The 26,983-nt window shown below is 38.6% G+C and carries 25 protein-coding genes and 1 pseudogene; all 26 read left to right on the forward strand.

What is annotated here, in order from left to right; all coding sequences use genetic code 11:
* Window positions 1-94: 94 nt before the first annotated feature.
* The 26 genes and pseudogenes from fadE (at window position 95) to ucpA (ending at window position 26,928) form a co-directional block, all read left to right on the forward strand.
* Window positions 95-1,303: an acyl-CoA dehydrogenase FadE gene (gene fadE, locus HMPREF1514_RS02400; protein ID WP_003069045.1), complete on the forward strand. Its 1,209-nt coding sequence runs from the start codon at window positions 95-97 to the stop codon at window positions 1,301-1,303.
* Between the two features lie 92 nt (window positions 1,304-1,395).
* A complete protein-coding gene (locus HMPREF1514_RS02405) occupies window positions 1,396-2,244 on the forward strand; it encodes a 3-hydroxybutyryl-CoA dehydrogenase (RefSeq protein ID WP_006269489.1) in 849 nt (282 codons plus the stop codon).
* Between the two features lie 17 nt (window positions 2,245-2,261).
* Entirely contained in the window at window positions 2,262-3,440 is a 1,179-nt protein-coding gene (locus HMPREF1514_RS02410; protein WP_003069049.1) for an acetyl-CoA C-acetyltransferase, read from the forward strand.
* A 300-nt stretch (window positions 3,441-3,740) separates the two neighbouring features.
* On the forward strand, window positions 3,741-4,520 hold the full coding sequence (locus HMPREF1514_RS02415) for an enoyl-CoA hydratase/isomerase family protein (protein WP_003069051.1): 780 nt from the start codon (window positions 3,741-3,743) through the stop codon (window positions 4,518-4,520).
* Window positions 4,521-4,537: 17 nt separating this feature from the next.
* Window positions 4,538-5,260, forward strand: coding sequence for a CoA transferase subunit A (locus tag HMPREF1514_RS02420; protein WP_037597002.1), 723 nt, complete (start codon window positions 4,538-4,540; stop codon window positions 5,258-5,260).
* A 1-nt stretch (window position 5,261) separates the two neighbouring features.
* Entirely contained in the window at window positions 5,262-5,915 is a 654-nt protein-coding gene (locus HMPREF1514_RS02425) for a 3-oxoacid CoA-transferase subunit B (protein WP_003069053.1), read from the forward strand.
* A gap of 190 nt (window positions 5,916-6,105) precedes the next feature.
* Window positions 6,106-7,014, forward strand: coding sequence for a LysR family transcriptional regulator (locus HMPREF1514_RS02430; protein ID WP_037597003.1), 909 nt, complete (start codon window positions 6,106-6,108; stop codon window positions 7,012-7,014).
* A gap of 22 nt (window positions 7,015-7,036) precedes the next feature.
* Window positions 7,037-8,149, forward strand: coding sequence for an acyl-CoA dehydrogenase family protein (locus tag HMPREF1514_RS02435; RefSeq protein WP_037597004.1), 1,113 nt, complete (start codon window positions 7,037-7,039; stop codon window positions 8,147-8,149).
* 3 nt (window positions 8,150-8,152) lie between these two features.
* Window positions 8,153-9,070 (forward strand): MBL fold metallo-hydrolase, encoded by a 918-nt coding sequence (locus HMPREF1514_RS02440; RefSeq protein WP_037597005.1) that lies wholly within the window; start codon window positions 8,153-8,155, stop codon window positions 9,068-9,070.
* A gap of 119 nt (window positions 9,071-9,189) precedes the next feature.
* Window positions 9,190-10,041, forward strand: a complete 852-nt coding sequence (gene ylqF, locus HMPREF1514_RS02445; protein WP_037597006.1) for a ribosome biogenesis GTPase YlqF — start codon at window positions 9,190-9,192, stop codon at window positions 10,039-10,041.
* Window positions 10,028-10,810 carry a ribonuclease HII gene (locus HMPREF1514_RS02450; protein WP_037597007.1) on the forward strand — a complete coding sequence of 261 codons (783 nt, stop codon included), beginning with the start codon at window positions 10,028-10,030 and terminating at the stop codon, window positions 10,808-10,810. Before ylqF ends, HMPREF1514_RS02450 begins: the two co-directional genes overlap by 14 nt.
* Window positions 10,807-11,020: pseudogene (locus HMPREF1514_RS09100) on the forward strand (CAT RNA binding domain-containing protein); the annotation flags it as partial. The gene HMPREF1514_RS02450 and the pseudogene HMPREF1514_RS09100, both read left to right, overlap by 4 nt.
* 65 nt (window positions 11,021-11,085) lie before the next feature.
* On the forward strand, window positions 11,086-11,643 hold the full coding sequence (locus tag HMPREF1514_RS02455) for a sugar O-acetyltransferase (protein WP_037597008.1): 558 nt from the start codon (window positions 11,086-11,088) through the stop codon (window positions 11,641-11,643).
* Between the two features lie 84 nt (window positions 11,644-11,727).
* Entirely contained in the window at window positions 11,728-12,570 is an 843-nt protein-coding gene (gene dprA, locus HMPREF1514_RS02460) for a DNA-processing protein DprA (protein ID WP_037597009.1), read from the forward strand.
* An 85-nt stretch (window positions 12,571-12,655) separates the two neighbouring features.
* Window positions 12,656-14,749 (forward strand): type I DNA topoisomerase, encoded by a 2,094-nt coding sequence (gene topA / locus HMPREF1514_RS02465; protein ID WP_156921860.1) that lies wholly within the window; start codon window positions 12,656-12,658, stop codon window positions 14,747-14,749.
* Window positions 14,750-14,810: 61 nt separating this feature from the next.
* Window positions 14,811-15,308, forward strand: a complete 498-nt coding sequence (locus HMPREF1514_RS02470) for a phosphoribosylanthranilate isomerase (RefSeq protein WP_037597011.1) — start codon at window positions 14,811-14,813, stop codon at window positions 15,306-15,308.
* 174 nt (window positions 15,309-15,482) lie between these two features.
* Window positions 15,483-16,817: a methylenetetrahydrofolate--tRNA-(uracil(54)-C(5))-methyltransferase (FADH(2)-oxidizing) TrmFO gene (trmFO, locus tag HMPREF1514_RS02475; RefSeq protein ID WP_037597013.1), complete on the forward strand. Its 1,335-nt coding sequence runs from the start codon at window positions 15,483-15,485 to the stop codon at window positions 16,815-16,817.
* Window positions 16,818-16,949: 132 nt separating this feature from the next.
* Window positions 16,950-17,774, forward strand: a complete 825-nt coding sequence (locus tag HMPREF1514_RS02480) for an alpha/beta hydrolase (RefSeq protein ID WP_006269503.1) — start codon at window positions 16,950-16,952, stop codon at window positions 17,772-17,774.
* Between the two features lie 34 nt (window positions 17,775-17,808).
* Window positions 17,809-18,549 carry an esterase family protein gene (locus HMPREF1514_RS02485; RefSeq protein WP_037597014.1) on the forward strand — a complete coding sequence of 247 codons (741 nt, stop codon included), beginning with the start codon at window positions 17,809-17,811 and terminating at the stop codon, window positions 18,547-18,549.
* Between the two features lie 19 nt (window positions 18,550-18,568).
* Window positions 18,569-19,729 (forward strand): ATP-grasp domain-containing protein, encoded by a 1,161-nt coding sequence (locus HMPREF1514_RS02490; RefSeq protein ID WP_037597016.1) that lies wholly within the window; start codon window positions 18,569-18,571, stop codon window positions 19,727-19,729.
* A gap of 161 nt (window positions 19,730-19,890) precedes the next feature.
* Window positions 19,891-20,859: a thiamine pyrophosphate-dependent dehydrogenase E1 component subunit alpha gene (locus HMPREF1514_RS02495; protein WP_037597017.1), complete on the forward strand. Its 969-nt coding sequence runs from the start codon at window positions 19,891-19,893 to the stop codon at window positions 20,857-20,859.
* A 20-nt stretch (window positions 20,860-20,879) separates the two neighbouring features.
* The gene (locus tag HMPREF1514_RS02500; RefSeq protein WP_037597019.1) at window positions 20,880-21,872 is read left to right on the forward strand and encodes an alpha-ketoacid dehydrogenase subunit beta; all 993 of its coding nucleotides are present in this window, start codon (window positions 20,880-20,882) and stop codon (window positions 21,870-21,872) included.
* A gap of 123 nt (window positions 21,873-21,995) precedes the next feature.
* Window positions 21,996-23,039, forward strand: a complete 1,044-nt coding sequence (locus tag HMPREF1514_RS02505) for a dihydrolipoamide acetyltransferase (protein WP_037597020.1) — start codon at window positions 21,996-21,998, stop codon at window positions 23,037-23,039.
* Between the two features lie 31 nt (window positions 23,040-23,070).
* Entirely contained in the window at window positions 23,071-24,774 is a 1,704-nt protein-coding gene (gene lpdA, locus HMPREF1514_RS02510) for a dihydrolipoyl dehydrogenase (protein ID WP_037597021.1), read from the forward strand.
* Between the two features lie 14 nt (window positions 24,775-24,788).
* Window positions 24,789-25,778, forward strand: a complete 990-nt coding sequence (locus HMPREF1514_RS02515; protein ID WP_006269515.1) for a lipoate--protein ligase — start codon at window positions 24,789-24,791, stop codon at window positions 25,776-25,778.
* Window positions 25,779-26,130: 352 nt separating this feature from the next.
* Window positions 26,131-26,928: an SDR family oxidoreductase UcpA gene (gene ucpA, locus HMPREF1514_RS02520; protein ID WP_003069088.1), complete on the forward strand. Its 798-nt coding sequence runs from the start codon at window positions 26,131-26,133 to the stop codon at window positions 26,926-26,928.
* The last annotated feature ends 55 nt before the right edge of the window (window positions 26,929-26,983 follow it).

A 26,983-nucleotide genomic window follows, 5' to 3' on the forward strand; every position in this document is an offset into this window, starting at 1 on the left:
TTATAGCGTGTTCGATATAAAATGAAAGCGTCAACAAATACTGAGCCTTAAAATGAAAGCGCTCTTATCATACTATTACAAAGGAGTCCATACTATGGCAACCAAAGAAGAAATTTTACGTGAACTATATCCTGAAGATCTTTTCCATTATGCAGATGGTTTGACATTAGGAGAAGCAGAAGTTTTGCAAGAAACTCGTCGTTTGATTGAAAAACATCTTCGTCCTGTTATCAATGAACATTGGGAAAAACCTGATTTTCCATTTGAACAATTTTACACAGTTGCCAAGGGTGCACAAATTATGAACAATCCTAAATTGTTTGAGGGACGTGAAGGCAGCTACAAACCATCAGAACTTTATATCGCATTCCTTTACTTGGAATTGGCTCGTTTTGATACATCAATGGCTACATTCTATACTGTTCATGGCGGACTTTGCTATAATACAATCTTGCTCGGTGGTGATGAACGTCAACAAAAAGAATTTCTTCCTAAATTAGCAGCATTTGATTGGCAAGGATGTTTTGCTTTGACAGAGCCACTTTCAGGTTCAGACATTGCAGGTGGACTCGCAACAACTGCTGAACGTGTTGGAGATAAATGGATTCTTAATGGTGAAAAACGTTGGATTGGTGGTTCAGATACAGCAGATGTTATCCCAGTATTTGCTCGCGATGTTGCGGATGGTAAGGTTAAATGTTTTATCGTTCGTAAGGGAGCTCCTGGTTACGATGTAGAAGTCATCCAACATAAAATTGCACTTCGGTGTGTTCGAAATGGTCATATTACCATGACAAATGTTGAAGTTCCAGATTCAGACCGTTTAGTAAATATCAATGGATTTGCAGATGTAGCTCGTATTCTTACATTTACTCGTGCTGATGTGGCTCATATCGCTATGGGGATAACTTGCGGATCATTTAATGCAGCCTTGAAATACGCTACAAATCGTCAACAATTCAAACGTCCAATTGCTAAATTCCAAATTATTCAAGAAAAATTGGCTAGAATGCAAGCAAACGCTGTGGCAGCAATCGCTTATTCAGTTCGTATCGCTGAAATGCAAGAAGCGGGTAATGAATTGATGTTAAATTCTGCTCTTGCTAAAATGCACAATTCACTTGTCATGCGTGAAACGGTGGCTCTTGCTCGTGAAACATGTGGAGGCGATGGAATTACTCTTGAAACAGACGTTGCACGCTTCTTTGCAGACGCTGAGGCAGTTTACACTTATGAAGGTTCTCATGAAGTCAACGCTTTGATTGTTGGTCGTGAAATCACTGGCTTAGGTGCATTTGTATAATGACGAAAAAGGAGCGATTGAGGGGTGTATATCATTCAATCGTTCCTATTCTTTCGCTTTAAATTTTGTAACGTACTAGATAGGAGAAAAAATTGAATATTTCAAACGTAATGATCATTGGATCAGGTCAAATGGGAAGTGGTATTGCTCAAGTTTTTGCGCAATCAGGCTTTACGGTGTATTTGAATGATATTAAAGAAGAATTCGTTGAAAGAGGCATCGGAAATATCACTAAGCAACTAACACGCTCCGTTGAAAAAGGTCGTCTTTCAGAAGATGATAAAAATAGTATTTTGAGTAAGCTGATTCCATCAACTTCATATGAGGATGCTAAAAATGTTCAGTTAGTTATTGAAGCAGCTACTGAAAATAGAGATATTAAGTTGAGTATTTTTAAACAATTAGATGAATTGACATCTCCAGAAACTATTTTAGCTTCAAATACCTCATCTTTGTCTATCACAGACATTGCTGCAGCAACAGTACATCAAGAACGAGTCATTGGAATGCACTTCTTTAATCCTGCTCCTGTTATGAAATTGGTCGAAGTAATCAAAGCACTTCAAACATCAGAAGAAGTCGTTAAAGCTGTTCGTGAATTAACTGAAAAAATCGGTAAAACAGCAGTTGGTGTTAAAGATTCTTATGGTTTTGTGGTGAACCGTGTGTTGATTCCGATGATTAATGAAGCGATTTTCATTCTCGGAGAAGGGGTTGCAACAGCTGAAGAAATTGATGAAGCTATGAAACTCGGTGCTAACCATCCTATTGGACCATTGGCTTTAGCTGATTTGATTGGTTTGGATGTTTGCTTAGCTATTATGGGTGTATTGAATAATGGATTTGGTGATCCAAAATATCGTCCTGCTCCATTGTTGAAAAAAATGGTTGAAGCTGGTAAACTGGGTCGTAAGACAAAGGAAGGTTTCTTTAAATATTAAGATATAAGGAGCAAGAAATGAAAGAAGCAGTGATTGTATCAGCAGTTCGTACACCATTAGGTTCTTTTGGTGGAAGTTTGAAAAATATTTCAGCTGTTGATTTGGGAAGTTTGGTTATTAAAAGTGCGATTGAACGAGCACATTTGAAAGCAGAACAAATTGATGAAGTGATTATGGGAAATGTGTTGGCAGCAGGACTAGGGCAAAATGTAGCACGTCAAATGAGTGTCAATGCAGGTATTCCAGTCTCTTCTCCAGCCTTTACAGTGAATAAAGTATGTGGTTCAGGACTGAAAACAGTTCAATTAGCTGCCCAAGCAATTTTATGTGGAGATGCAGATATTATTGTAGCAGGTGGTGCAGAAAATATGAGTCAGGCACCATACGTTCTTCAAGGTCAGCGTTGGGGATCTCGTATGGGAGATACAAAAGTGATTGACACTATGTTACGCGACGGTCTGACTGACGCTTTTGGTGATTTCCATATGGGAATCACAGCTGAAAATGTTGCTGAACAGTATGATATTTCTCGTGAAGTCCAAGATGCTTTTGCTGTTCAGTCACAACAACGTGCTGTGGCAGCTATTGAAGCTGGACGTTTCAAAGAAGAAATCGTTCCAGTGATTATTCCACAGAGAAAAGGTGAGCCAATTGTTTTTGATACGGATGAATTTCCAAGAAAAGATGCCTCACTAGAAGGTTTGGCTAAATTACGCCCTGTCTTTAAAGAAGGCGGAACGGTCACAGCTGGTAATGCTTCTGGCATCAACGATGGAGCGGCAGCAGTTGTTGTCATGAGTTCAGAAAAAGCGAAAGAGCTAGGCATTCCTGTTTTAGCAACCATAAAATCCTATGCAAGTGCAGGATTAGATCCGAAAATCATGGGTTGCGGACCAATTTATGCTTCTCGTAAAGCACTTGAAAAAGGTGGCTTTACAACTGAAGATCTTGATTTGATTGAATCCAATGAAGCATTTGCATCGCAAGCATGTGCTGTTGGTAAGGAGTTAAATCTTGATCCGGAAAAAGTAAACGTAAACGGTGGTGCCATTGCACTTGGTCATCCAATTGGAGCATCAGGCTGCCGTATTCTGGTTACTTTGTTGCATGAAATGGAAAAACGCGATGCTAAACGTGGTCTTGCAACTCTTTGTATCGGAGGAGGAATGGGCACAGCAGTTATTGTAGAACGTTAAAAATAATTACCTACTAAATTTAATTTACCATTTGATTTTTTTACTCTGTAAAACAAATTCTATCTAAGACGTTTATCTTAAATGATTCTTAGTAGAGTTTGTTTTTTTTATTTTGAAAATCAAAAAGTCTTAGTATTTTTTATAACTCTATAAGTTTAACTTATAGAGTTATAAATTAAGATTAAGTAGACGAGAATGGAAAAATGGGATATCATAGCATTGTAAGCTCTTACATTTTGGGTTCAAGTATTTGTTGACACTGTACTTAATATTTCAAATTTTATAAGTAGGAGCATTAAAATGAGTAAAACTGTTTTACTAGAAGTAAAAAACAGCATCGGCTACATTACGATCAATCGTCCTGAAGCATTAAATGCTTTGAGTTCTCAAGTATTAACTGATCTGAATGATGTTCTTGATCAAGTTGAACAAAGTGAAGAAATCCGTGTTGTGATTGTAACAGGGGCAGGAGAAAAGGCATTTGTAGCTGGGGCTGATATTAAAGAAATGGACGTGATGTCGCCAATTCAAGCTTTTGAATATATGACATTTGCAAACAATACTTTTACTCGACTTTCTGACTTACGTCAACCAACAATTGCAGTGCTCAATGGGTATGCACTTGGAGGAGGAATGGAATTAGCACTTTCGACGGATATCCGTATTGGATTTGAAAAGACAGTTGTTGGCTTTCCAGAAGTTGGTTTGGGCATTATTCCAGGATTCGCTGGCACTCAACGTATGTCTCGTTTGATTGGAACAAGCCGTACGAAAGAATTGATTTTCACTGCTCGTACAGTGAAAGGTCAAGAAGCCTACGAACTGGGAATTCTTAATAAGTTGGTTTCTGCGGAAGAACTGTTAACTTCAGCTGAAGAATTGGCTGCTGCAATTATGAAGAATGCACCGTTAGCAGTAGAGAAAGCTAAACATGTTATTCAGGTTGGTTCTGAACTTCCACTTAAAAATGCTATTAGGCTCGAAACTGAAGCAGAAGCATTATTGTTCTCTACAGAGGATAAAGTAGAAGGGATGCATGCTTTTGTAGAAAAGCGCAAAGCTGTTTTTAATCGCAAATAGTAGGTGGAGGTAGTGGTATGCACATTGTAACATTACCAGAAGCAATTTCTAAGATTAAATCTGGCGATATAGTTGGCATCTCAGGCTTTCTTGGGGTAGGTGAACCATTTGAACTCATTGAAGAACTGATTCGACAAAATCAACAAAACTTAACAATAGTATCGGTGGTGACTTCACAACCCGGTAAAGAAGTTGGTGTTGGTCGTTTATGCGAAAACCACCAAGTAAAAAAATACATCGCTGCTCATGTGGGAACTTCTGCAGCAGTGCAACATGAATATTTTAGTGGTGATATGGAAGTTGAGTTCACACCAATGGGAACTGTGGTAGAACGACTTCACGCTGCTGGAGCCGGTTTAGGAGCTGTCTTGACTCCTACTGGTGTAGGTACTATTTTGGAAAATGACTATGAAAAAGTAGTCCGTAATGGCAGAGAATATCTGGTTTATGACCCTTTGAAAATCGATGTTGCTTTGATTAAAGCTACCAAGTCAGACAAATATGGTAATTTATATATCGACGGTACAACCAAAAATATTTCATTGCAACTAGCGCTTGCAGCTGATACAGTTATTGTCGAAACTAATGACATTGTTGAAGTTGGTGAAATCGATCCCAACGATATATACATTCCAGGAATCCTTGTAGATTATGTTGTTAAAAGTTTGACTGCTGAAGAACATCATGAAATGATGGGGGACCTCTGGACGGAGACAAAAAAATTTGCAGGGGTAGTGTAATATGAAACCAAAAGAAATTATTGCAAGACGTATCGCACTTGAATTTAAGGATGGAGATGTCATCAACCTTGGTTTTGGGATTCCGAACGCTTCTGCTGATTACATTCCTGAAGGTGTGAATGTGATTCTTCAAGCAGAAAATGGGGCACTTCGTTTTGGTGAGACACCGACAAAAGAAAACTACAATGCGAATCTGGCCAACTCTGGTGGAGCCCCCATTACTCTTTTACCAGGAGCGTCTTTATTTGATCTTCAAACTTCTTTCGCTATTATTCGTGGAGGTCATGTTGATGCGACAGTTTTAGGAGCGCTAGAAGTCAGCCAAGATGGCAGTATTGCAAACTGGATTATTCCTGACAAATTCGCGCCAGGAATGGGAGGGGCTATGGATCTTCTCGTTGGTGCTAAAAAAGTTATCGCTGCCATCCAACATACAACTGTTGATGGACAGTCAAAACTGCTGAAAGAGTGCACATTGCCTCTATCAGCTAAAGGAGTTTTGGATTTAGTCATCACAGAACTAGCGGTATTTGGCTTTCAAGATGGTAAATTCCTGCTAAAAGAATTAGCACCCGGCGTCACTCTGGAAGAAGTCCTTGAAAAAACAGCTGGAGACGTAATTGTGTCGGAAGATTTAAAAACAATGTCTATCTAGTTAAAATATCAAGCAAATAGAACTACTGTTTGCCATAAAATGTGTTACTATATGCTTATAAAGAACTTTATCGATGATAAGTTTTTAATCGAACTATTAGCAACTAATCATCTGTATTCAAAATGATTGGTTGCTATTTTATTCTTGACAAATTACATCACAAAAATATTGAAGATAGGAGACGACGAACATGGATATTATTCAAATGACGTATTTTATTAATATCGTTGAATGTGGATGTAATCTTTCAATTGCTGCTAAAAAAATTCATATTAGTCAATCTGCTTTGAGTCAATTTGTCACAAATTTTGAAACCGCTGAAGGACTTCAGCTTTTTAATCGTAGAAATGGAAGGCTAGAAAGTCTGACAGAAGCTGGTGGGAAAATTTATCGTTTTGCAACTGAAATTGTTAATCGTTACGAAGAAATGCAGTCCATGATTCATAGAGAAGCCCAGAAACAAAAAGGTACCATTAGTTTAGGTATTCCTTCTTTGATTTTACGCGTTTACTTTGCCAGTGTGCTCCCTAAATTTTTAAAGGATAATCCACACATCAATATTCAAGTTGTAGAAGGTGGAAGCAAGGATTTACGTCAAAAATTTATCGAAGGCGATTTGAATTTTGTTTTATTGATTGAACCAACTAGTTTGGATACAAAAAAATATGAGCAATATATTATCCAAGTCGATGAATATGCGGCTTACATGGACAAAAATCATCCTTTAGCGGATAAAGAATTTTTAGAATGGAAAGACATCGCTGCTTATGATTTGGCGACCTTTAATAAATCATTTACCACTTATGAATTGATAACAGAGAAATTAAAAAACAAAAAAATAAAAAGGAATTTTACCTATTTATCATCAACGTGGGACTTTTTAACAGAGTCCACGTATGAGAACGATATGATTGCTATTTTACCTCGTCCAGTAGAGTACTTTGTAGATAAAGATAAATTTAAAGTTGTCCGTTTTAAAGATCCGATACCATTTAATATTTGGTTCTGCAGACCTTATAAAACAAATTATAACGAAGTTGAAGCATATGTTTATGAAGAACTTTTAAAAGATTATTATCAGCCTATTTCAGAGCCTTGATACTTAATAAAGGAGAGAATCAATGTCAAAAAATAGCACTACAGCAACAATGCTTGATTCATATGTAAATACAGCAATTAGAAACTATGTAAGAGAATATGATGAGTCAAATGATTTCCCAAGAGAGATATGGGATAATTTAGCGAATGATATGAATATATTTTCGCCCATTTTATCTGAAAAAAATCATACATTGAGTTCTGATTTCATCACATTTATCCGAAAAATTGCTAATGAATTTGCTGCTCTTTCAGCTATTTTATTAACCCAAGGCTGCTATGGCATCTATTCTATTTTAAATTTTGGGACAGCAGAGCAAAAGGAGTTATATCTTGAAAAATTACTGAAAGGCAACTGCATAGCAGGGCTGGGATTTTGTGAATATAAGCACTTAAATGGACTGGAAGACCTAGAAACCTATGCAACAAAAACTGAGCAGGGCTGGTATCTATCAGGGAAAAAAGCCATGATTTCTAATAGCAGTGTTGCAGATATATTATTAATTTTGGCAAAAGTAAAAGAACAAAGTAAGGAAGAGACGTACGGACTCTTTATTGTCGATCCGAATGATTCAGATGTTCTGATTGGTGAACAAATTGAAAAGCCAGGGTTAATCGGTCTCCCTTTGAGTTCAGTTACTTTAGAAAATGTCTTACTCCCAAAACATGCTTTACTGGGAGGTGAATTGCTTGGAGATGTACAATTTGCTAACATTATCAAGAATATGCAACTTGGTTTAAGTGCTATTGCGTTAGGGATTGCTGAGGGAGCTTTTAAGAAAGGACTTGAATTTGCAAAAGTGAAAAGAGAATTTGGTAAGCGCTTGATTGATGTCGAGGTTCACCAACATAAGTTTGCTGATTTGTATAATAAACTATGCTCGGCGGAAGCTTATTTTGACTCCTATCCTAGTCAGATAGAAGAAGACGCAAAATTTGTTTCTCGCATAAAATTATACACAACTAAAGTTGCAATTGAAATATCCGATGAAATTATTAGACTTATCGGGCCTTTTCAAAAATTTGATAAAATTAATATCAGACGTTACTTAAAGGATGCTGAGATTATTGAAAATTATGGTAGGTCTGGAAATTCTATTAGACGAGAAATTGCTGAAAGATGGCTAAAGGAGTAAGAAATGGCAAAACTCACTCTACAAGAATATCAATTTGGAGACATGAAACTAATTTGGTTACGTGGTGCTGATAAAATGACGGATGCAGGCACTCTCTTTGGCCCTGTACCAAAAGTTGTTTGGTCACGCTATTATCCAACAACTAAAGAAAATATGATGGTTGAATTGACAGATCCCATATTGATTCAATACAAGGACAAAAACTATTTAATTGATGCAAGTTTTAATACTGCTAAACTTTCGGATAAACAGAGACGAAATCTAGGAATTTTATCCGAAAGCAGAATTGAGGAAAGCTTGGAAACCTTAGGGTTGACACCAAAAGATATTTCTCATGTGTTGATGACTCACATGCACCACGATCACTCTGGCGGTTTAACGAAATTAGATGAAAACAATCAATTGGTTTCAACCTTTCCTAATGCTAAGATTTTTGTCAATGATATTGAATGGTATGAAATGATGAATCCAAATAATCGAACACGTGGAACCTATTTAAGAGAAAATTGGGAGCCCATTCAGCATCAAGTCGAGACATTCACTGAATATTTAAATATCATTCCAGAAATTCAACTAGTTCATACTGGCGGGCATAGCAATGGTCATAGTATTATTTTACTGAAACAGGGAAAGGAAACGATGATCCATATGGCGGATTTGCTCTTAACCCACGTGCATCGTAAGCCTGTTTGGGTTGCTGCTGTAGATGACTATCCTATGCGTTCTATTATTGCAAAAGAAAAATGGCTCAAGGAAGCATTTGAAAATCATTATAAATTTTTCTTTTATCATGATCAATTTTTTGCTGTTGCAGAATTTGACCATGAAGGAAAAGAAATTGTTGATTATGTAAAGCGGATTCGTGAACCAAGACTTCCATTTACCGATAAGCAAGATAGAAAACCTGCTTTATATCATTAAAATTTAAAAATCGCCTTTTATTTTTGAAAGGCTTTTTTTATGACTCTATTTATCAATGCGGATTATTTAAAATTCTGATATAATGAAAATGTTAGAATACTGTAAGAAAGAGGGTTTTCATGGTAACAATTCAATGGTTTCCAGGTCATATGTCAAAGGCTCGGAGACAAGTACAAGAAAATATCAAATTTGTGGATTTTGTGACAATTTTAGTAGATGCGCGTTTGCCATTATCTAGTCAAAATCCTATGCTAACTAAAATCGTGGGTGATAAGCCCAAGCTTCTTATTTTAAATAAGGCGGATTTAGCTGATTCTGATCTGACGAAAGAGTGGCGAAGATATTTTGAAAGTCAAGGTATCAAGACCTTGGCAATCAATTCTAAAGAACAATCAACTGTTAAAAAAGTCACAGAAGCAGCTAAGTCATTAATGAAAGAAAAAATTGCTCGGCAAAAAGAACGTGGGATCCAAATTGAAACATTGCGGACTATGATTATCGGCATCCCGAACGCTGGTAAATCAACCCTGATGAACCGTTTAGCTGGGAAAAAAATCGCTGTGACTGGAAATAAACCAGGTGTTACCAAGGGGCAGCAGTGGCTCAAGTCTAATAAGGATTTGGAAATTTTAGATACTCCAGGGATTCTCTGGCCTAAGTTTGAGGATGAAAAAGTAGCTTTAAAACTCGCTTTAACAGGAGCAATTAAAGACGATTTGCTCCCAATGGATGAAGTTGCTATTTTCGGAATCAATTATTTTAAAGAACATTATCCAAAAGAGCTTCGAGAACGGTTCAAGCAAATAGACTTGAAAGAAGAAGCACCGGAAATAATTATGGATATGACACAGAAATTAGGATTTCGCGATAATTATGACCGGTTTTATCAGCTTTTTATCAAAGAGATTCGTGACGGAAAAGTAGGGCGATATACATTGGATATGCTGGGAGACTTGAATGGCAACGATTAAAGAAATTCAGAAACAGTTGGAACAAGTTACCGGTTTGGATGATCCATTTTTTAAAGCGCTGGCTCATGATGAACGGACTGGGGTAAAGAAATTGGTTGTTAAGCGTCGCAAAGCAATTCAAGATGAGTATGAAGAAGACGCTCGATTGGAAAAAATGCTATGCTATGAAAAAGATTTTTATGCACAGGGTATAGAATGGATTGCCGGCATTGATGAAGTTGGTCGTGGTCCTTTGGCCGGTCCTGTTGTGGCTGCGGCAGTTATTTTACCTAAAAACTCTAAAATAAAAGGTCTCAACGATAGCAAGAAAATTTCTAAGAAAAAACATGAAACAATCTATCAAGAAGTGCTAAAGCAAGCGGTTGCAATTGGTATTGGTATTAAGGATAATCAATTTATTGATGAAGTGAATATCTATGAAGCAACGAAGTTGGCTATGATAGAAGCAGTTGGAAATCTTAAAATTACTCCACAACATCTTCTGATTGATGCCATGAAGCTAGATCTTCAAATACCACAGACTTCTATCATCAAAGGAGATGCTAATTCACTCTCCATTGCGGCTGCTTCAATCGTAGCAAAAGTGACTAGGGATCGCATGATGACAGATTATGACTTAACTTATCCAGGTTATGACTTTGCGCATAATGCTGGCTATGGAACCCAGCACCATTTAGAAGGCTTAAAGAAAAAGGGGATTACTCCTATCCACCGGAAAACCTTTGAACCAATTAAATCTATGATTGAAAAGGCAGAGGATCAAAAATGATTATTAGCAAGGTTTTAAACAATAATGTAGTCATTTCTGAAGAAAATCACCAAGAAGTAGTTCTAATGGGACGTGGGTTAGCCTTTGGTTGTAAGGCGGGAGATGACATTCAGGACAACCTAATTGAGAAAAAATATGTTTTATCAGAAAAACAAGCGTGACCTGTTATTGGAATTGCCTTCTAATATCATTGAAATGGCTGATGAAATTAGTTATGCGCATAGATGAACAAATGTATTTAACCATTTATTTATCAAGAATGAAAAGGAAAATCAATGGAAACTGAATATGAAAAAATGATAGCGGGACAATTATACAATCCTCAAGATCCAGAATTACGCAAGCTTGTATCTCGTTCTTGCAAATTTCAATACACATTTAACGCAGAACGAGATGACAAAAGAAGAAGTGATTTAGTAAAAGAATGGCTTGGTTCTACTGGTGAAAGTATTTCTATGAAGCCAAATTTTGTTTGCGATTATGGTATCAATATACATTTAGGGGATAATTTCTACTCTAATTGGAACATAACTATGCTTGATGTCTGTCCGATTACAATTGGAAAAAATGCATTGTTTGGGCCGAATTGTCAACTTCTGACTCCTATCCATCCCTTAGATGCACAAGAACGCATATCAGGTGTAGAGTATGGTGCACCGATAACTATTGGGGATAATTTCTGGGCAGGTGGTGGTGTAACGATTTTACCAGGAGTAACATTAGGTAACAATGTTGTCGTTGGTGCGGGATCAGTTGTCACTAAATCTTATGGTGATAATGTTGTTTTAGCAGGAAACCCAGCTCGGATTATTAAAGAATTAGATAGAATGTAAAAAACGAGAAATTCTCGTTTTTTTAATTCCTTTTACGAATAATATAACTGAAAGACAATTAGCAATAGTAAAAGGAATGATAAAATGGATAATTTTGATATTTATAAACTAAAAACAGCTGGTTTGACCAACCAACAAGTCATCAATGTATTGGAATACGCAGAAATTCGCGAAAAAGAATTGTCAGTCAAAGATATGGCAGTTGTCTCCGAATGTCGTAATCCTGCTCTTTTTATCGAAAAATATTTACAATTAGATGATGATTTATTACATCAAGAATTTGAGAAATTCCCATCTTTTTCTATCTTGGAAGATGTATATCCTTGGGATTTGAGTGAAATTTATAATCCACCCGTTCTTCTTTTTTATAAAGGTAATTTGGATTTGCTAAAATTACCTAAAGTAGCTGTTGTAGGAAGTCGGAATAGTAGCCGAGTAGGCAGTCAATCCGTTCAAAAGATTATTAAAGAGCTAAACAATGAATTGGTTATCGTGAGTGGTTTAGCACGCGGAATTGATACCTCAGCTCACATGGCAGCATTGCAAAATGGTGGTCGAACAATTGCAGTTATCGGAACGGGTCTAGACGTTTTTTATCCAAGGGCAAATAAAAAACTCCAATCGTATTTGGGAGAACATCATCTAGTACTTAGTGAATATGGTCCTGAAGCAGAGCCATTAAAATTTCATTTTCCAGAGCGTAATCGGATTATAGCAGGATTGTGTAGAGGGGTTATTGTTGCCGAAGCAAAAATGCGCTCAGGCAGCCTTATTACTTGTGAGCGAGCAATGGAAGAAGGGCGAGATGTATTTGCTATTCCAGGGTCAATTTTAGATGGAAGAAGTGATGGCTGTCATCATTTGATTCAGGAAGGAGCAAAATGCATCACATCAGGGGCTGACGTACTTTCTGAATTCCAATTTTAAAACAAGTTCTCCTATAAGAGAATGCTACTAGTTGACATCTTGAAAAAAATAGTTTAAACTCTATGAGGTTTATTACTTTTAGAAGGTGTTTAGATTGGCAACAAAAACGAAGAAAAAAATAACAGCTAAAAAAAATCTGGTGATTGTAGAGTCGCCAGCTAAGGCAAAAACAATTGAAAAATATTTAGGACGGAACTACAAGGTTTTAGCCAGCGTAGGTCATATTCGAGATTTAAAAAAATCTACGATGTCCGTTGATTTTGAAAATAATTATGAGCCAGAATATATCAATATTCGTGGAAAGGGTCCTCTTATCAATGATTTGAAAAAAGAAGCTAAAAAGGCTAAACAAGTCTATCTTGCGAGCGACCCAGATCGAGAAGGAGAAGCTATTTCTTGGCATTTGGCTCATATTCTAAATCTGGATGAACATGATAAAAATCGCGTTGTTTTCAACGAAATTACGAAAGATGCAGTTAAAAATGCTTTTAAAGAACCACGTCAAATTGATATGGATTTGGTAGATGCTCAACAAGCTCGTCGTGTACTTGACCGTATTGTGGGGTATTCTATCTCTCCAATTCTCTGGAAAAAGGTCAAAAAGGGATTATCTGCTGGACGCGTGCAATCTGTTGCTTTGAAGCTCATCATTGATCGTGAAAACGAAATTAATGCTTTTAAGCCAGAAGAATATTGGACGATTGATGGAACGTTCAAGAAAGGTGCTCGGCAATTTCAAGCAAGCTTTTATGGTATAAATGGCAAGAAAATGAAACTTGCTATCAACGATGATGTCAAAAATGTTCTTTCTCAAATCAAGAATGATGAATTTACCGTGGAAAGTGTTGAGAAAAAGGAACGCAAGCGTCATGCTCCGTTACCTTATACTACATCATCTATGCAGCAAGACGCTGCTAATAAAATCAATTTCCGAACTCGCAAAACTATGATGGTCGCTCAACAACTCTACGAAGGAATCAATATCGGTTCTGGTGTGCAAGGTTTGATTACCTATATGCGTACAGATTCTACTCGTATTAGCCCAGTAGCTCAAAACGAAGCTGCAACTTTCATTACAGATCGTTTTGGCGAAAAATATTCTAAACATGGCAGTAGAGTCCGAAATACTTCTGGCGCACAAGATGCTCATGAAGCGATTCGTCCGTCAAGTGTATTTAATACACCTGACAATATCGCAAAATATCTAGATAAAGATCAATTGAAATTGTATACGTTGATTTGGAATCGTTTCGTGGCGAGTCAAATGACTGCTGCGGTATTTGACACGATGAGTGTGAAGTTAGAGCAAAATGGTGTTCAATTTACTGCAAACGGTAGTCAGGTTAAATTTGATGGTTATCTAGCTATTTATAACGACTCTGATAAAAACAAAATGCTGCCAGACATGAAAAAAGGTGATTTGGTTAAGCGTATCAACACCAATCCTGAGCAGCATTTTACTCAACCACCAGCACGTTATTCAGAAGCAACTTTAATTAAGACCTTGGAGGAGAATGGCGTTGGGCGTCCATCAACTTATGCACCAACGATTGAAACTATTCAAAAACGCTACTATGTAAAATTAGTTTCCAAACGCTTTGAACCAACCGAATTGGGAGAAATTGTGAATTCATTGATTGTTGAATTCTTCCCAGATATTGTCAATGTGAAGTTTACCGCTGATATGGAAGCCAAATTGGATGATGTAGAAGTCGGAAAAGAGCAGTGGAAAAAGGTCATTGACGAATTTTATAAACCATTTGAAAAAGAAGTTTCTAAAGCAGAAACTGAAATGGAGAAAATTCAAATTAAAGACGAACCGGCTGGTTTTGATTGTGAAGTTTGTGGAAGTCCTATGGTTATCAAGTTAGGACGTTATGGTAAATTCTATGCTTGTAGCAACTTCCCCGATTGTCGTCACACCCAAGCAATTGTCAAAGAAATAGGCGTAGAGTGTCCTAAATGTCATCAAGGACAAATCATTGAGCGCAAAACCAAGCGCAATCGGCTTTTTTATGGTTGCAATCGCTATCCAGATTGTGACTTCACCTCTTGGGATAAACCGGTTGGTCGCTCTTGTCCGAAATGCGGTCAGTATCTTGTAGAAAAGAAAGTTCGCGGTGGTGGCAAACAAGTTGTCTGCAGCAACGGGGATTACGAAGAAGAAAAAGTAAAATAATTCAATGTTTTACATAATTTAACTTATGCAAATAATTTTTGCATCCACAAAAGGAGATTATATGAAAGAGAAGTTTCATGAGTTTTTAAAAATTTCCGAGGAATTAAATAAAATCGGAATTATTCCTTTTCTTATGGGCTCACTAGGTCTTGAACAGGTAACTGGTCAAGACTGGCAAGCACGAGATATTGATATCCATGTTCCAGGAGATCCTAGGGGATGGGACGCACCTGATGAGGTACGAATTTATGATTTTAAAAAGATTGAAACGATTATGAACCGGCTTGGCTACCAATTAGTAGATTTGCACGAGCACGAATTTCAAAAAGGAAATCTATCGGTTGAGTTTGGTAGCATGAATACTTTAGAAAACTTTGCTGGGATTCCTTTAGATGAATTGGTAAAACATGAAACAGCAGGGGTAATTTATTTTCTTCCTGATGCTGAACAATATCTTAAGATTTACACAGCGTCTTCGCAAGATTCCTATCGAAATGACCAAAATAATGATAAGGATTTTGTTAAAATTGCTTATCTGGAAAAAATGTTAAAGAAGTAGATACATGACCAATCATTATATTCTTTACACCAATGTTTGAGGATGGATACTAATAAGTTAGTGTATTTGCGTCCTAGAAAGTCTCACTCGTCAGTAGAGGCTTTTTTTGTTATAATGATAAAGAATAATTAGAAAGATTTGTGGGAGTAACCCTCCCAAATAGGTATTCGTTGTATGTCTCAATCTTACATCAATGTCATAGGAGCTGGTCTGGCTGGCAGCGAAGCAGCTTATCAGATTGCTAAACGCGGTATTCCTGTTAAACTGTACGAAATGCGCGGAATGAAATCCACTCCTCAGCATAAGACTAGTGATTTTGCAGAACTAGTCTGTTCTAATTCTCTACGGGGAGATTCACTGACAAACGCAGTTGGTCTGCTAAAAGAAGAAATGCGCCGTTTGGATTCAATCATTATGCGAGCAGCAGAAGCTACGCGTGTACCGGCCGGAGGAGCGTTAGCGGTTGATAGAGAGAGCTTTTCAAAATCAGTCACCGATGAGCTAAATAATCATCCTTTCATTGAGGTTATTCGTGAGGAAATAACAGAAATCCCTGGCGATACGATTACTGTTATTGCGACAGGTCCTTTGACAAGTGATGCGCTTGCTAAAAAAATCCATGCGCTAAATGGTGGAACTGGATTTTACTTTTATGATGCGGCAGCACCGATTGTAGATGTCAATACGATTGATATGGAAAAAGTTTATCTCAAGTCTCGCTATGACAAGGGAGAAGCTGCTTATCTAAATGCTCCCATGACTAAAAGCGAATTTATAGCTTTTCACGATGCTTTAGTCAATGCTGAGGAAGCGCCTCTCAATGCTTTTGAAAAAGAAAAATATTTTGAAGGCTGCATGCCGATTGAGGTGATGGCTAAGAGAGGGATAAAAACCATGCTCTACGGTCCTATGAAACCGGTCGGCTTGGAATACCCAGATGACTATCAAGGTCCTCGTGATGGCGAATTTAAGACGCCATACGCAGTCGTGCAGCTTCGTCAAGACAATGCAGCTGGGAGTCTTTATAATATCGTTGGATTTCAGACACATCTTAAATGGGGCGAACAGAAGCGCGTTTTTCGGATGATTCCAGGTTTGGAAAATGCAGAGTTTGTTCGCTATGGCGTGATGCACCGTAATTCTTACATGGATTCACCGAATCTTCTGACTCAAACTTTTCAGTCTAAAAAACAACAGAATATCTTCTTTGCGGGTCAGATGACTGGTGTAGAGGGATATGTGGAATCCGCTGCATCTGGACTCGTAGCTAGTATCAATGCAGTTCGTCTTTTCAATAGAGCAGAAGCTGTGATCTTTCCAGAAACAACTGCTATTGGAAGCTTACCTCATTATATCACGCACGCTGACAGCAAACATTTCCAGCCGATGAATGTCAACTTTGGAATTATCAAAGAATTGGACGGTCCTCGAATTCGAGACAAGAAAGAACGCTATGAAAAAATAGCAAAACGAGCTCTACAAGCTATCGAAAGCTATCAAAATCTCTAATTTTCTTTCTGAAAAAATGGAAATAATGACGATAAGTTGTAGAAGTATTAAAAAAGTTAGGAATTCCTAACTTTTTTGCATATTTTTATGATATAATAGATAAAAATTTTGAAAATAGAAAGTTTTCTGATAATGAACCATTCCTATTTTTACCTTGAAGTTAGAACACATGAATTAGAAGTGCCTTATACTAAACAAAAGCGTCGTGTTCGGGTGCTCCTTCCTAGAAATTATGAGCAAAATACTAAGAAATCTTATCCTGTAGTTTATTTTCATGACGGTCAAAATGTCCTTTATAGTAAGGAGTCTTTTAGCGGTCATTCTTGGAAGATTATTCCAACAATTAAGCGAAATCCGGACATTGAAAAAATGATTGTGGTAGCTATTGACAACGACGGTTTTAATCGAATGAATGAGTATTCTGCTTGGAAATACCAAGAGTCAACTATTCCAGGTATAGAATTTGGAGGCAAAGGAACAGAGTATGCTGAGTTTGTCATGGAAGTTGTCAAACCCTTTGTTGACGAGCATTACCGTACCAAGTCAGACCGAGCACACACGGGCATGGTTGGTTCTTCTTTGGGTGGAAATATTACGCAGTTTATGGGAATTGAATACCAAGAGCAAATCGGTTGCTTGGGTGTTTTCTCATCTGCGAACTGGCTGCACCAAGAAGCATTCAATCGTTATATAGAACGTCATAACTTATTAGCAGATCAGCATATTTATATTTATGTTGGAACAGAAGAAGCAGATGATACAGATAAAACCTTGATGGCTGGCAATATCAAGCAAGCTTATATTGATTCGTCATTAACCTACTTTCGTCAGTTAATTGCAGGTGGTTTAGATTTGGAAAATCTATTGTTTTATATCCAAGCCGGTGCAGAACACAATGAAATGGCTTGGGCTGAGCATTTACCTGATTGCCTTCGCTTCTTTAGTGAAAAATGGTAAATAAATCAATTAAGAATATGAGAAGAGAATTTATATGCATGTTGAATTTTTAAGTCATTGGAGCGGTAATTTAAGCCGTGAAATGTATGTGAATCGCTATGGACACGCTGGAATGCCTGTAATCGTTTTTGCTTCATCGGGAGGCAGTCATAATGAATATGCAGATTTTGGTATGATTGAGGCTTGTTCATGGTTTATCGAAACAGGAAAAATCCAATTTTTCACTTTGAGTAGTGTAGATAGTGAAAGCTGGCTGGCTGATTGGAAATCTCCTCACGACCGAGCAGAAATGCACCGAGCCTATGAGCGCTATGTCATTGAGGAAGCCATTCCTTTTATCAAGCATAAAACAGGTTGGTTTGATCCAATGATGACGACAGGTTGTTCTATGGGAGCCTATCACGCTGTTAATTTCTTTCTCCAGCACCCCGATGTCTTCAATAAAGTCATTGCACTGAGCGGAGTTTATGATGCGCGCTATTTTGTTGGTGATTGTTTAGAGGATGAAATAATTTATCAAAATTCACCGGCAGATTATATTTGGAATCAAAATGATGGCTGGTTTATTGATCGCTGTCGCAATGCTGATATTATTGTCTGTACAGGACTTGGTGCATGGGAACAGGACGGACTACCTTCTTTCTACACCTTAAAAGAAGCCTTTGAACATAAGAACATTCCGGCATGGTTTGCTGAATGGGGATATGATGTTTCGCATGACTGGATTTGGTGGCGCAAGCAAATGCCTTATTTTCTCAATCAATTAAACCTATGATTAGAAAGGAAACACTATTATGAACTATATCGTTATTTCACCTTATTATCCGCAAAATTTTCAACAATTTACTGTTGAACTTGCAAATAAAGGAATTACTGTTTTGGGCATCGGGCAGGAACCTTATGATCAACTAGATCAACCGTTGAAAAATGCTTTAACAGAATATTTTCGTGTGGAAAATTTAGAAAATCTTGATGAAGTGAAACGTGCTGTAGCCTTCCTTTTTTACAAGCACGGACCAATTGACCGCATTGAGTCACACAATGAATATTGGTTAGATCAAGATGCAAAATTGCGTGAACAGTTCAATGTTGTAGGACCAAAACCAAAAGACTTGAAAAAGACAAAATTCAAATCTGAAATGAAGAAACTTTTTAAAAAGGCCGGAGTTCCTGTCGTTCCTGGTCAAATTGTAAAAACCTTGCAGGCAGTTGACATGGCGGTAAGTAAAATTGGTCTTCCATTGATTGCGAAACCAGATAATGGAGTTGGCGCAGCGGGAACTTATAAACTTGAAAGCAGTGAAGATGTTGAACAGTTTAAGCAAGAATGGGATAAGCAAACCGTTTATTTCTTTGAAAAATTTGTTGATTCTGGACAAATTTGTACATTTGACGGGCTACTAGATTCAAAGGGAAATATTGTGTTTTCAACAACTTTTGATTATGCTTATACCCCTTTAGATTTAGTTTTGAATCATTATGAAAACTCATATTATATTATAAAAGATATGGATTCAAAATTACGTCAATATGGGGAAGTTATCATTAAAGCGTTTGGCATGAAAGAACGTTTCTTCCATATTGAATTTTTCCGTGACGGAGATGATTATATCGCCATAGAATACAATAATCGTCCAGCAGGTGCTTTTACGATTGATTTGTATAACTTTGCTCACTCCATTGATCTTTATCGTGGATATGCAGATATTGTGAATGGCGAACCTTTCCCACAACCTCAAGTCGAAGCACAATATGGCTTGGTTACTTCACGCCGTTCAACCTCAAATTATGTGTATTCAGAAGAAGAATTGCGTGCAAAGTACGGCGATAAATTAAAAGCAGTCAAAATCATGCCAAAGGCATTTGCAGATTTACAAGGAGATGTTCATTATATTTTGACAACACCAAGTCGTTTGGAAATCGATCAAATGATAGAGGATTTTGGGAAAAAGTAGAAAAATCTATTTGTGAAATTTTTATTTTGTCAATTCAAATCAGCTTGCCAGCAAGGTTAGCTGATTTTTCTTTGTGAAATTCTGCAAGCATAAATTTTGACAGTTTTTTTAGGATTGGTTAGAATGTGATTGTAGAAACCAAGTTTAGAAAGGTAAAAAATATGGCAATGTTAGATAAAAATCTCTTGTTAGAGATGTTTCGGAAGATGGAAGAAATTCGTCGGATGGACTTAAAAATTGCTCAGCTCGTAAAAAAGGGGAAAGTTCCAGGCATGACTCACTTTTCAGTCGGAGAAGAAGCAGCGAGTGTCGGAGCTATGTTGGCCCTCGATCCTGATGATTTGATTACATCCAACCACCGTGGTCATGGCCAAGCCATTGCTAAAGGGATTGATCTGAATGGCATGATGGCAGAAATCATGGGCAAATACAACGGAACCTGCAAAGGAAAAGGTGGCTCCATGCATATTGCTGATTTGGATGCTGGAAATTTGGGAGCAAATGGTATTGTTGGCGGCGGCATGGGAATTGCTGTCGGTGCAGCCCTTACTCAGCAAATGCATCATACAGGAAAGATTGTCGTTTGCTTTTTTGGTGACGGAGCAACGAACGAAGGTGTTTTTCATGAAGCGGTTAATATGGCCTCTATTTGGAATTTGCCAGTGATTTTCTATTGTATCAATAATGGCTATGGTATTTCTGCGGATATTAAGAAAATGACCAATATAGAGCATATTCACGAGCGCAGCGCAGCTTATGGCGTTCCAGGTATGTTCATCGAAGATGGCAATAATGTTTTGGATGTCTATGAAGGTTTCCAAAAAGCTGTAGAGCATGTTCGCAGTGGTAAAGGACCTGTCTTAATCGAGAGTGTGACCTATCGTTGGTTGGGACATTCATCTTCTGACCCAGGTAAATACCGTACTCGTGAAGAAGTAGAAGAATGGAAGAAAAAAGATCCAATCGAAAATCTTCGTAAATATTTACTCGCAAATCAGATTGCAAGCGATGAAGAGTTTGAGGCTATTCAAGCAGAGGTTAAAGAAGCAGTAGAAGCATCTGTAAAATTCGCGGAAGAAAGTCCATTCCCACCGCTTGAATCAGCTTTTGAAGATATTTATGCAGATTAAAGAGAGGAGATTGAACAATAATGGAAACAAAAACAATGTCTTTCCGTGACACCATTATCCTTGCCATGTCTGAGGAAATGCGTCTTGATGAAAATGTGTTGTTAATGGGAGAAGATGTCGGCATTTTCGGAGGAGATTTCGGAACATCCGTCGGAATGTTAGAAGAATTCAGTCCAGAACGAGTACGTGATTGTCCAATTTCTGAAGCAGCTATTTCAGGAGCTGCAGCAGGAGCTGCCATGACAGGCCTTCGTCCTATTGTAGATATGACTTTCATGGACTTTTCTGTCATTGCCATGGATGCGATTGTCAACCAGGCTGCTAAAACACGTTATATGTTTGGTGGTAAAGGACAAGTTCCGCTAACAATTCGTTGCGCAGCTGGAAATGGTGTCGGATCAGCTGCTCAACACTCGCAATCTTTAGAATCTTGGTTTACCCATATTCCCGGTCTCAAAGTCGTAGCGCCTGGAACTCCCGCAGATATGAAGGGATTGTTGAAATCTTCAATTCGCGACAACAATCCTGTTATTATCCTTGAGTATAAATCAGAATTCAACCAAAAAGGCGAAGTTCCACTTGACCCTGATTATACAATCCCTCTCGGTGTTGGTGACATCAAAAAAGAAGGAATGGACGTAACAGTTGTGACTTATGGAAAAATGCTCCGCAGAGTTATGCAAGCAGCTGAAGAATTGACAGAAGAAGGCATTTCAGTAGAAGTAGTCGATCCTCGTACCTTGGTACCACTTGATAAAGATATTATTATTAACTCAGTTAAAAAAACAGGAAAAGTCGTTCTGGTCAACGATGCCCATAAGACCAGCGGCTATATCGGAGAAATTTCGGCTATTATATCTGAGTCTGAAGCCTTTGACTATCTGGATGCACCGATTCGTCGCTGTGCTGGAGAAGACGTGCCGATGCCTTATGCTCAAAATCTTGAAAATGCCATGATTCCGACAGTAGAATCCATCAAAGACACTATCCGTAAGACTTATCATAAAGAGTAAGGTGTAGATAAACAGCGATTAACATTTACGTAATTTAAATTATGTATAAATAACTGAGAATAAAAACAAAAATAAGGGCAAATGTTGCCTCGACCAATGAATTATTTAAGAATGAGAGAGATCATGGATGACAAAAAATTAAGAGCGACCCCTGCAGCTAGAAAGCTGGCAGACGATCTGGGAATCAATCTTTACGATGTTTCCGGTTCAGGCTCAAACGGTCGCGTCCACAAGGAAGACGTGGAAACCTATCAAGATACCCATGCGGTTCGGATTTCACCGCTGGCCAAGCGCATTGCCGAGGAGCACAATATCGCCTGGAATGAGATTCAGGGAACTGGGCACCGCGGCAAGATTATGAAGAAGGATGTCCTGGCCTTCCTGCCTGAAAATGTCGAAAGTGACAGCATCAAGTCGCCGGCTGTTATTGAAAAGGTTGAAGAAGTACCAGATAATATCACGCCTTACGGTGAGATTGAGCGTATTCCAATGACACCGATGCGCAAGGTTATCGCCCAACGGATGGTGGATTCCTATCTGACGGCGCCGACCTTTACCCTCAACTATGATGTGGATATGACGGAAATGCTGGCCCTACGCAAGAAGGTTATAGATCCAATCATGGAAGCGACCGGCAAGAAGGTGACGGTCACAGATTTGCTGTCGTTGGCTGTGGTTAAGACCCTGATGAAGCACCCTTATCTCAATTCCTCCCTGACCGAGGACGGCAAGACCATCATCACCCACAACTATGTCAATCTGGCCATGGCTGTCGGTATGGATAATGGTCTCATGACACCTGTAGTCTACAACGCTGAGAAGATGAGTCTGTCTGAGCTAGTTGTGGCCTTCAAGGATATCATCGGCCGGACCCTGGATGGCAAGCTGGCACCGAGCGAGCTGCAAAATTCTACCTTCACCATCAGCAATCTGGGCATGTTTGGTGTCCAATCCTTTGGCCCGATTATCAATCAGCCTAACTCGGCCATCTTGGGCGTCAGTGCCACTATTGAGAAACCTGTTGCCCTGAACGGAGAAATTGTCATCCGGCCGATTATGAGCCTGGGACTGACCATTGACCACCGAGTCGTGGACGGTATGGCAGGTGCTAAATTCATGAAAGACCTAAAAGAACTGATTGAAGACCCAATTTCAATGTTGGTATAAGAGAAAGTTTAAATGAGAGGAAAATAAAAACATGGCCTTAGAAGTAATTATGCCAAAAGCCGGCGTTGATATGACAGAAGGACAGATTGTTCAATGGAATAAAAAAGTTGGCGAATTTGTAAAAGAAGGAGAAATCCTTCTGGAAATCATGACAGATAAAGTCAGCATGGAGTTAGAAGCAGAGGAAGATGGCTACTTGATTGCTATCTTGAAAGGAGACGGTGAGACTGTTCCTGTAACGGAAGTTATCGGTTATCTGGGCGAAGAAGGAGAAAATATTCCGACTACTGTGGCTGCTTCAGATGCTAGTTCAACACCAACTGCAACCACAACTTCTAACGATGATAATAAGAGTGATGATGCTTATAATATTGTGGTTATTGGTGGCGGACCAGCTGGCTATGTGGCAGCGATTAAAGCAGCTCAATTAGGAGGCAAGATTGCCCTTGTTGAAAAATCTGAACTAGGTGGAACCTGCCTCAACCGTGGCTGTATCCCGACTAAGACCTATCTTCACAATGCGGAAATTATTGAAAGTCTAGCCCATGCAGCAAACCGTGGTATTATCATTGAAAATCCAAACTTTACTGTCAATATGGATAAAGTTTTGGAAACCAAAAACAAGGTTGTCAATACACTTGTCGGAGGCGTTGCAGGTCTGCTTCGCAGCTACGGCGTTGATGTTTACAAAGGAATTGGTACCATTACCAAAGATAAGAATGTCTTGGTGAATGGTGCTGAACTTCTTGAGACCAAGAAGATTATCTTAGCTGGTGGATCAAAAGTCAGCAAGATTAACGTTCCAGGCATGGAATCATCACTTGTTATGACTAGCGATGATATTCTGGATATGAAGGAAGTTCCAGAAAGTTTAGTAATCATCGGTGGTGGCGTTGTTGGTATTGAGCTAGGACAGGCTTTCATGACCTTTGGTAGCAAGGTGACGGTTGTTGAAATGATGAATCGGATTGTTCCAGCTATGGATGCAGAAGTCTCTAAAAACCTTCGACTCATTCTTGACCGCAAGGGCATGACCATTTTGACAGAGACCAAGTTGGAAGAAATTGTCGAAGAAAATGGCAAGCTCCGCATCAAAGTTGCAGGAAAGGAAGATATCATAGCTGATAAAGCTTTGCTTTCTATCGGACGAGTGCCTGATTTGGAGGGAATTGGCGAGGTTGACTTTGAACTAGACCGAGGTCGTATCAAGGTCAATGAATATATGGAAACTTCTGTTTCAGGAATTTATGCGCCTGGAGATATTAACGGTACCAAGATGTTGGCGCATGCAGCCTTTCGTATGGGAGAAGTAGCTGCAGAGAATGCTCTCAAAGGCAATCACGTAGTTGCTAAATTAAATCTAACTCCAGCAGCCATCTACACTTTGCCAGAAGTTGCGGCAGTCGGTCTGACAGAAGAACAAGCTCGAGAAAAATATGATATAGCTATCGGCAAATTCAACTTCGCAGCAAACGGACGAGCAATTGCATCTGATGCTGCTCAAGGATTTGTCAAAGTAATTGCTGATAAGAAATACGGAGAAGTTCTCGGTGTTCACATCATCGGTCCCGCTGCAGCCGAGTTAATCAATGAAGCCTCTACTATCATCGAAATGGAAATCACGGTGGAAGAAATGCTCAAGACCATTCACGGTCATCCGACATTCTCAGAAGTTATGTACGAAGCATTTGCAGACGTACTCGGCATGGCTATTCATGCTCCAAAGAAAAAATAAAAGGCACGATTGAGATGAAATACATTATTAACAACAGTAATGATACAGCTTTTAATATCGCACTTGAGGAATATGCTTTCAAGCATCTCCTTGATGAAGATATGATTTTCTTGCTTTGGATCAATAAACCCTCTATCATTGTCGGACGTCATCAGAATACTATTGAAGAAATCAATCGTGACTATGTCCGAGAGCATGGCATTGAGGTTGTTCGTCGTATCAGTGGAGGTGGAGCTGTTTATCATGACTATAACAATCTCAACTATACCATCATTTCCAAAGAATCTGAAAACAAAGCCTTTGATTTTAAGAGTTTCTCTATCCCAGTCATCAAGACTTTGGAAGAATTAGGTGTAAAAGCAGAATTTACAGGGCGCAACGATCTGGAAATTGACGGGAAAAAATTCTGTGGCAATGCACAAGCCTACATCAATGGTCGAATCATGCACCACGGCTGCCTGCTTTTTGACGTAGAATTATCCGTCTTAGCGAATGCCTTAAAAGTCTCTAAAGATAAATTTGAATCCAAAGGTGTCAAATCTGTTCGAGCTCGTGTAACCAATATCGTTGATGAATTGCCTGAAAAAATTACTGTCGAGCAATTTCGCGACCTCCTGCTAGACTATATGAAGAAAGAACATCCAGAAATGACAGAATATGCCTTTTCTAATGATGAACTAGCTGAAATCAACCATATCAAGGAAACTAAATTTGCTACTTGGGATTGGAACTATGGCAAATCGCCAGCATACAATGTTCGTCGTGGTACCAAGTTTACTAGTGGTAAAGTCGAAATCTTTGCCAATGTTGTTCAGTCAAAAATCGAAAACATCAAAATTTACGGAGATTTCTTTGGAATCGAAGATGTAGCAGCAGTAGAAGAAGTCCTCAAGGGTGTTAAATATGAAAGAGAAGATGTTTTAAATGCTCTTGAAAACCTGGATATTTCTCGCTATTTCGCTGGAATTAGCCAAGAAGAAATTACAGAAGCAGTGGTCGGCTAAATCACAAGACTATAACAATAGAGAAAACATCCTTACGTTTATTTAACTAAGGATGTTTTTTCTATTGTTTGAAGAAGCTGGTTATCAGGATGTTCAGATGCTTCTGGGATACACCACAGCCAATAATCGCTTGGAGAATATCCGCTTTGGAGCAAGTTCCTTATTATCGAACCCTACAGAAATTATTGGATAGAATTTTTATAAAGAGGACGAAACATCATAGCAAATGCGAGGTTTTCCTTCATTATTATATTGACAAGCAACTAGAAAAGTACTAGACTAAAGTTAGAAATATATCATAAAATGTCACAAAAATCTGTCAAACTTCTTCGTCTTAGAAAGGATGGTTACTATGGCTAAATTAGATGGAAAAGTTGCTTTGATTACTGGAGCTGCTGTCGGTCTGGGTCAGGGCATTGCCTCAGTCTATGCCAAATATGGCGCCAAGCTCTGCCTTTTCGATCGAGACCCTCAAGTAGAAGCAACTGCTCAAGAACTTCGTGACAGCTACCAAATAGATATTATCAGCTATATCGGTGATGTCAGTCGTCTAGAAGATTTGGAAGCGGCTGTCTCTCAGACTATCCAAGCCTTTGGGCATCTTGATATTGCCTGCTGTAATGCTGGTATCTGCAAGCTGGCGCCCTTTGAAGAAATGACAGACCAGATACGGGATCAACATATTAATGTCAATATCAAGGGCGTTTGGAACACTTGTCAGGCAACCATCAAGCCCATGTTGAAACAGAGAGCAGGCGCTATCGTCATCGCATCATCTGTGACAGGCGATTTGGTTGCTGATGCTGGAGAAGCAGCTTATGCGATGACCAAGGCAGCTCTGGTCGGCTTAACCAAGGCCTTGGCAGTAGAATATGCCGATCGCAATATCCGAGTTAACTGCAGCCAGCTAGGCTATGCTCGGACACCGATGGTCGAAAAAATGGCCCTGGAATCCAACCCAGAACATCCAGAAGTTCCTATTCAAGATATTGCGGCCGCTGTCCCAATGAAAAGATTAGCTAAACCGCAAGAAGTAGGGGAACTCTTTGCCTTTTTAGGTAGTGACGAATCCTCCTATCTTACAGGATCTCAAATTGTCATTGACGGCGGTAGTACCCTACCAGAAACTATGAGCATGGGCACAAACTAGCAGCATTTAGCTCAATTCAAATAAAAAGTTTGCATACCTTAAATTATGCAAACTT

It is taken from the genome of Streptococcus sp. AS20 (assembly GCF_000524255.1).
GTDB lineage: Bacteria > Bacillota > Bacilli > Lactobacillales > Streptococcaceae > Streptococcus > Streptococcus constellatus.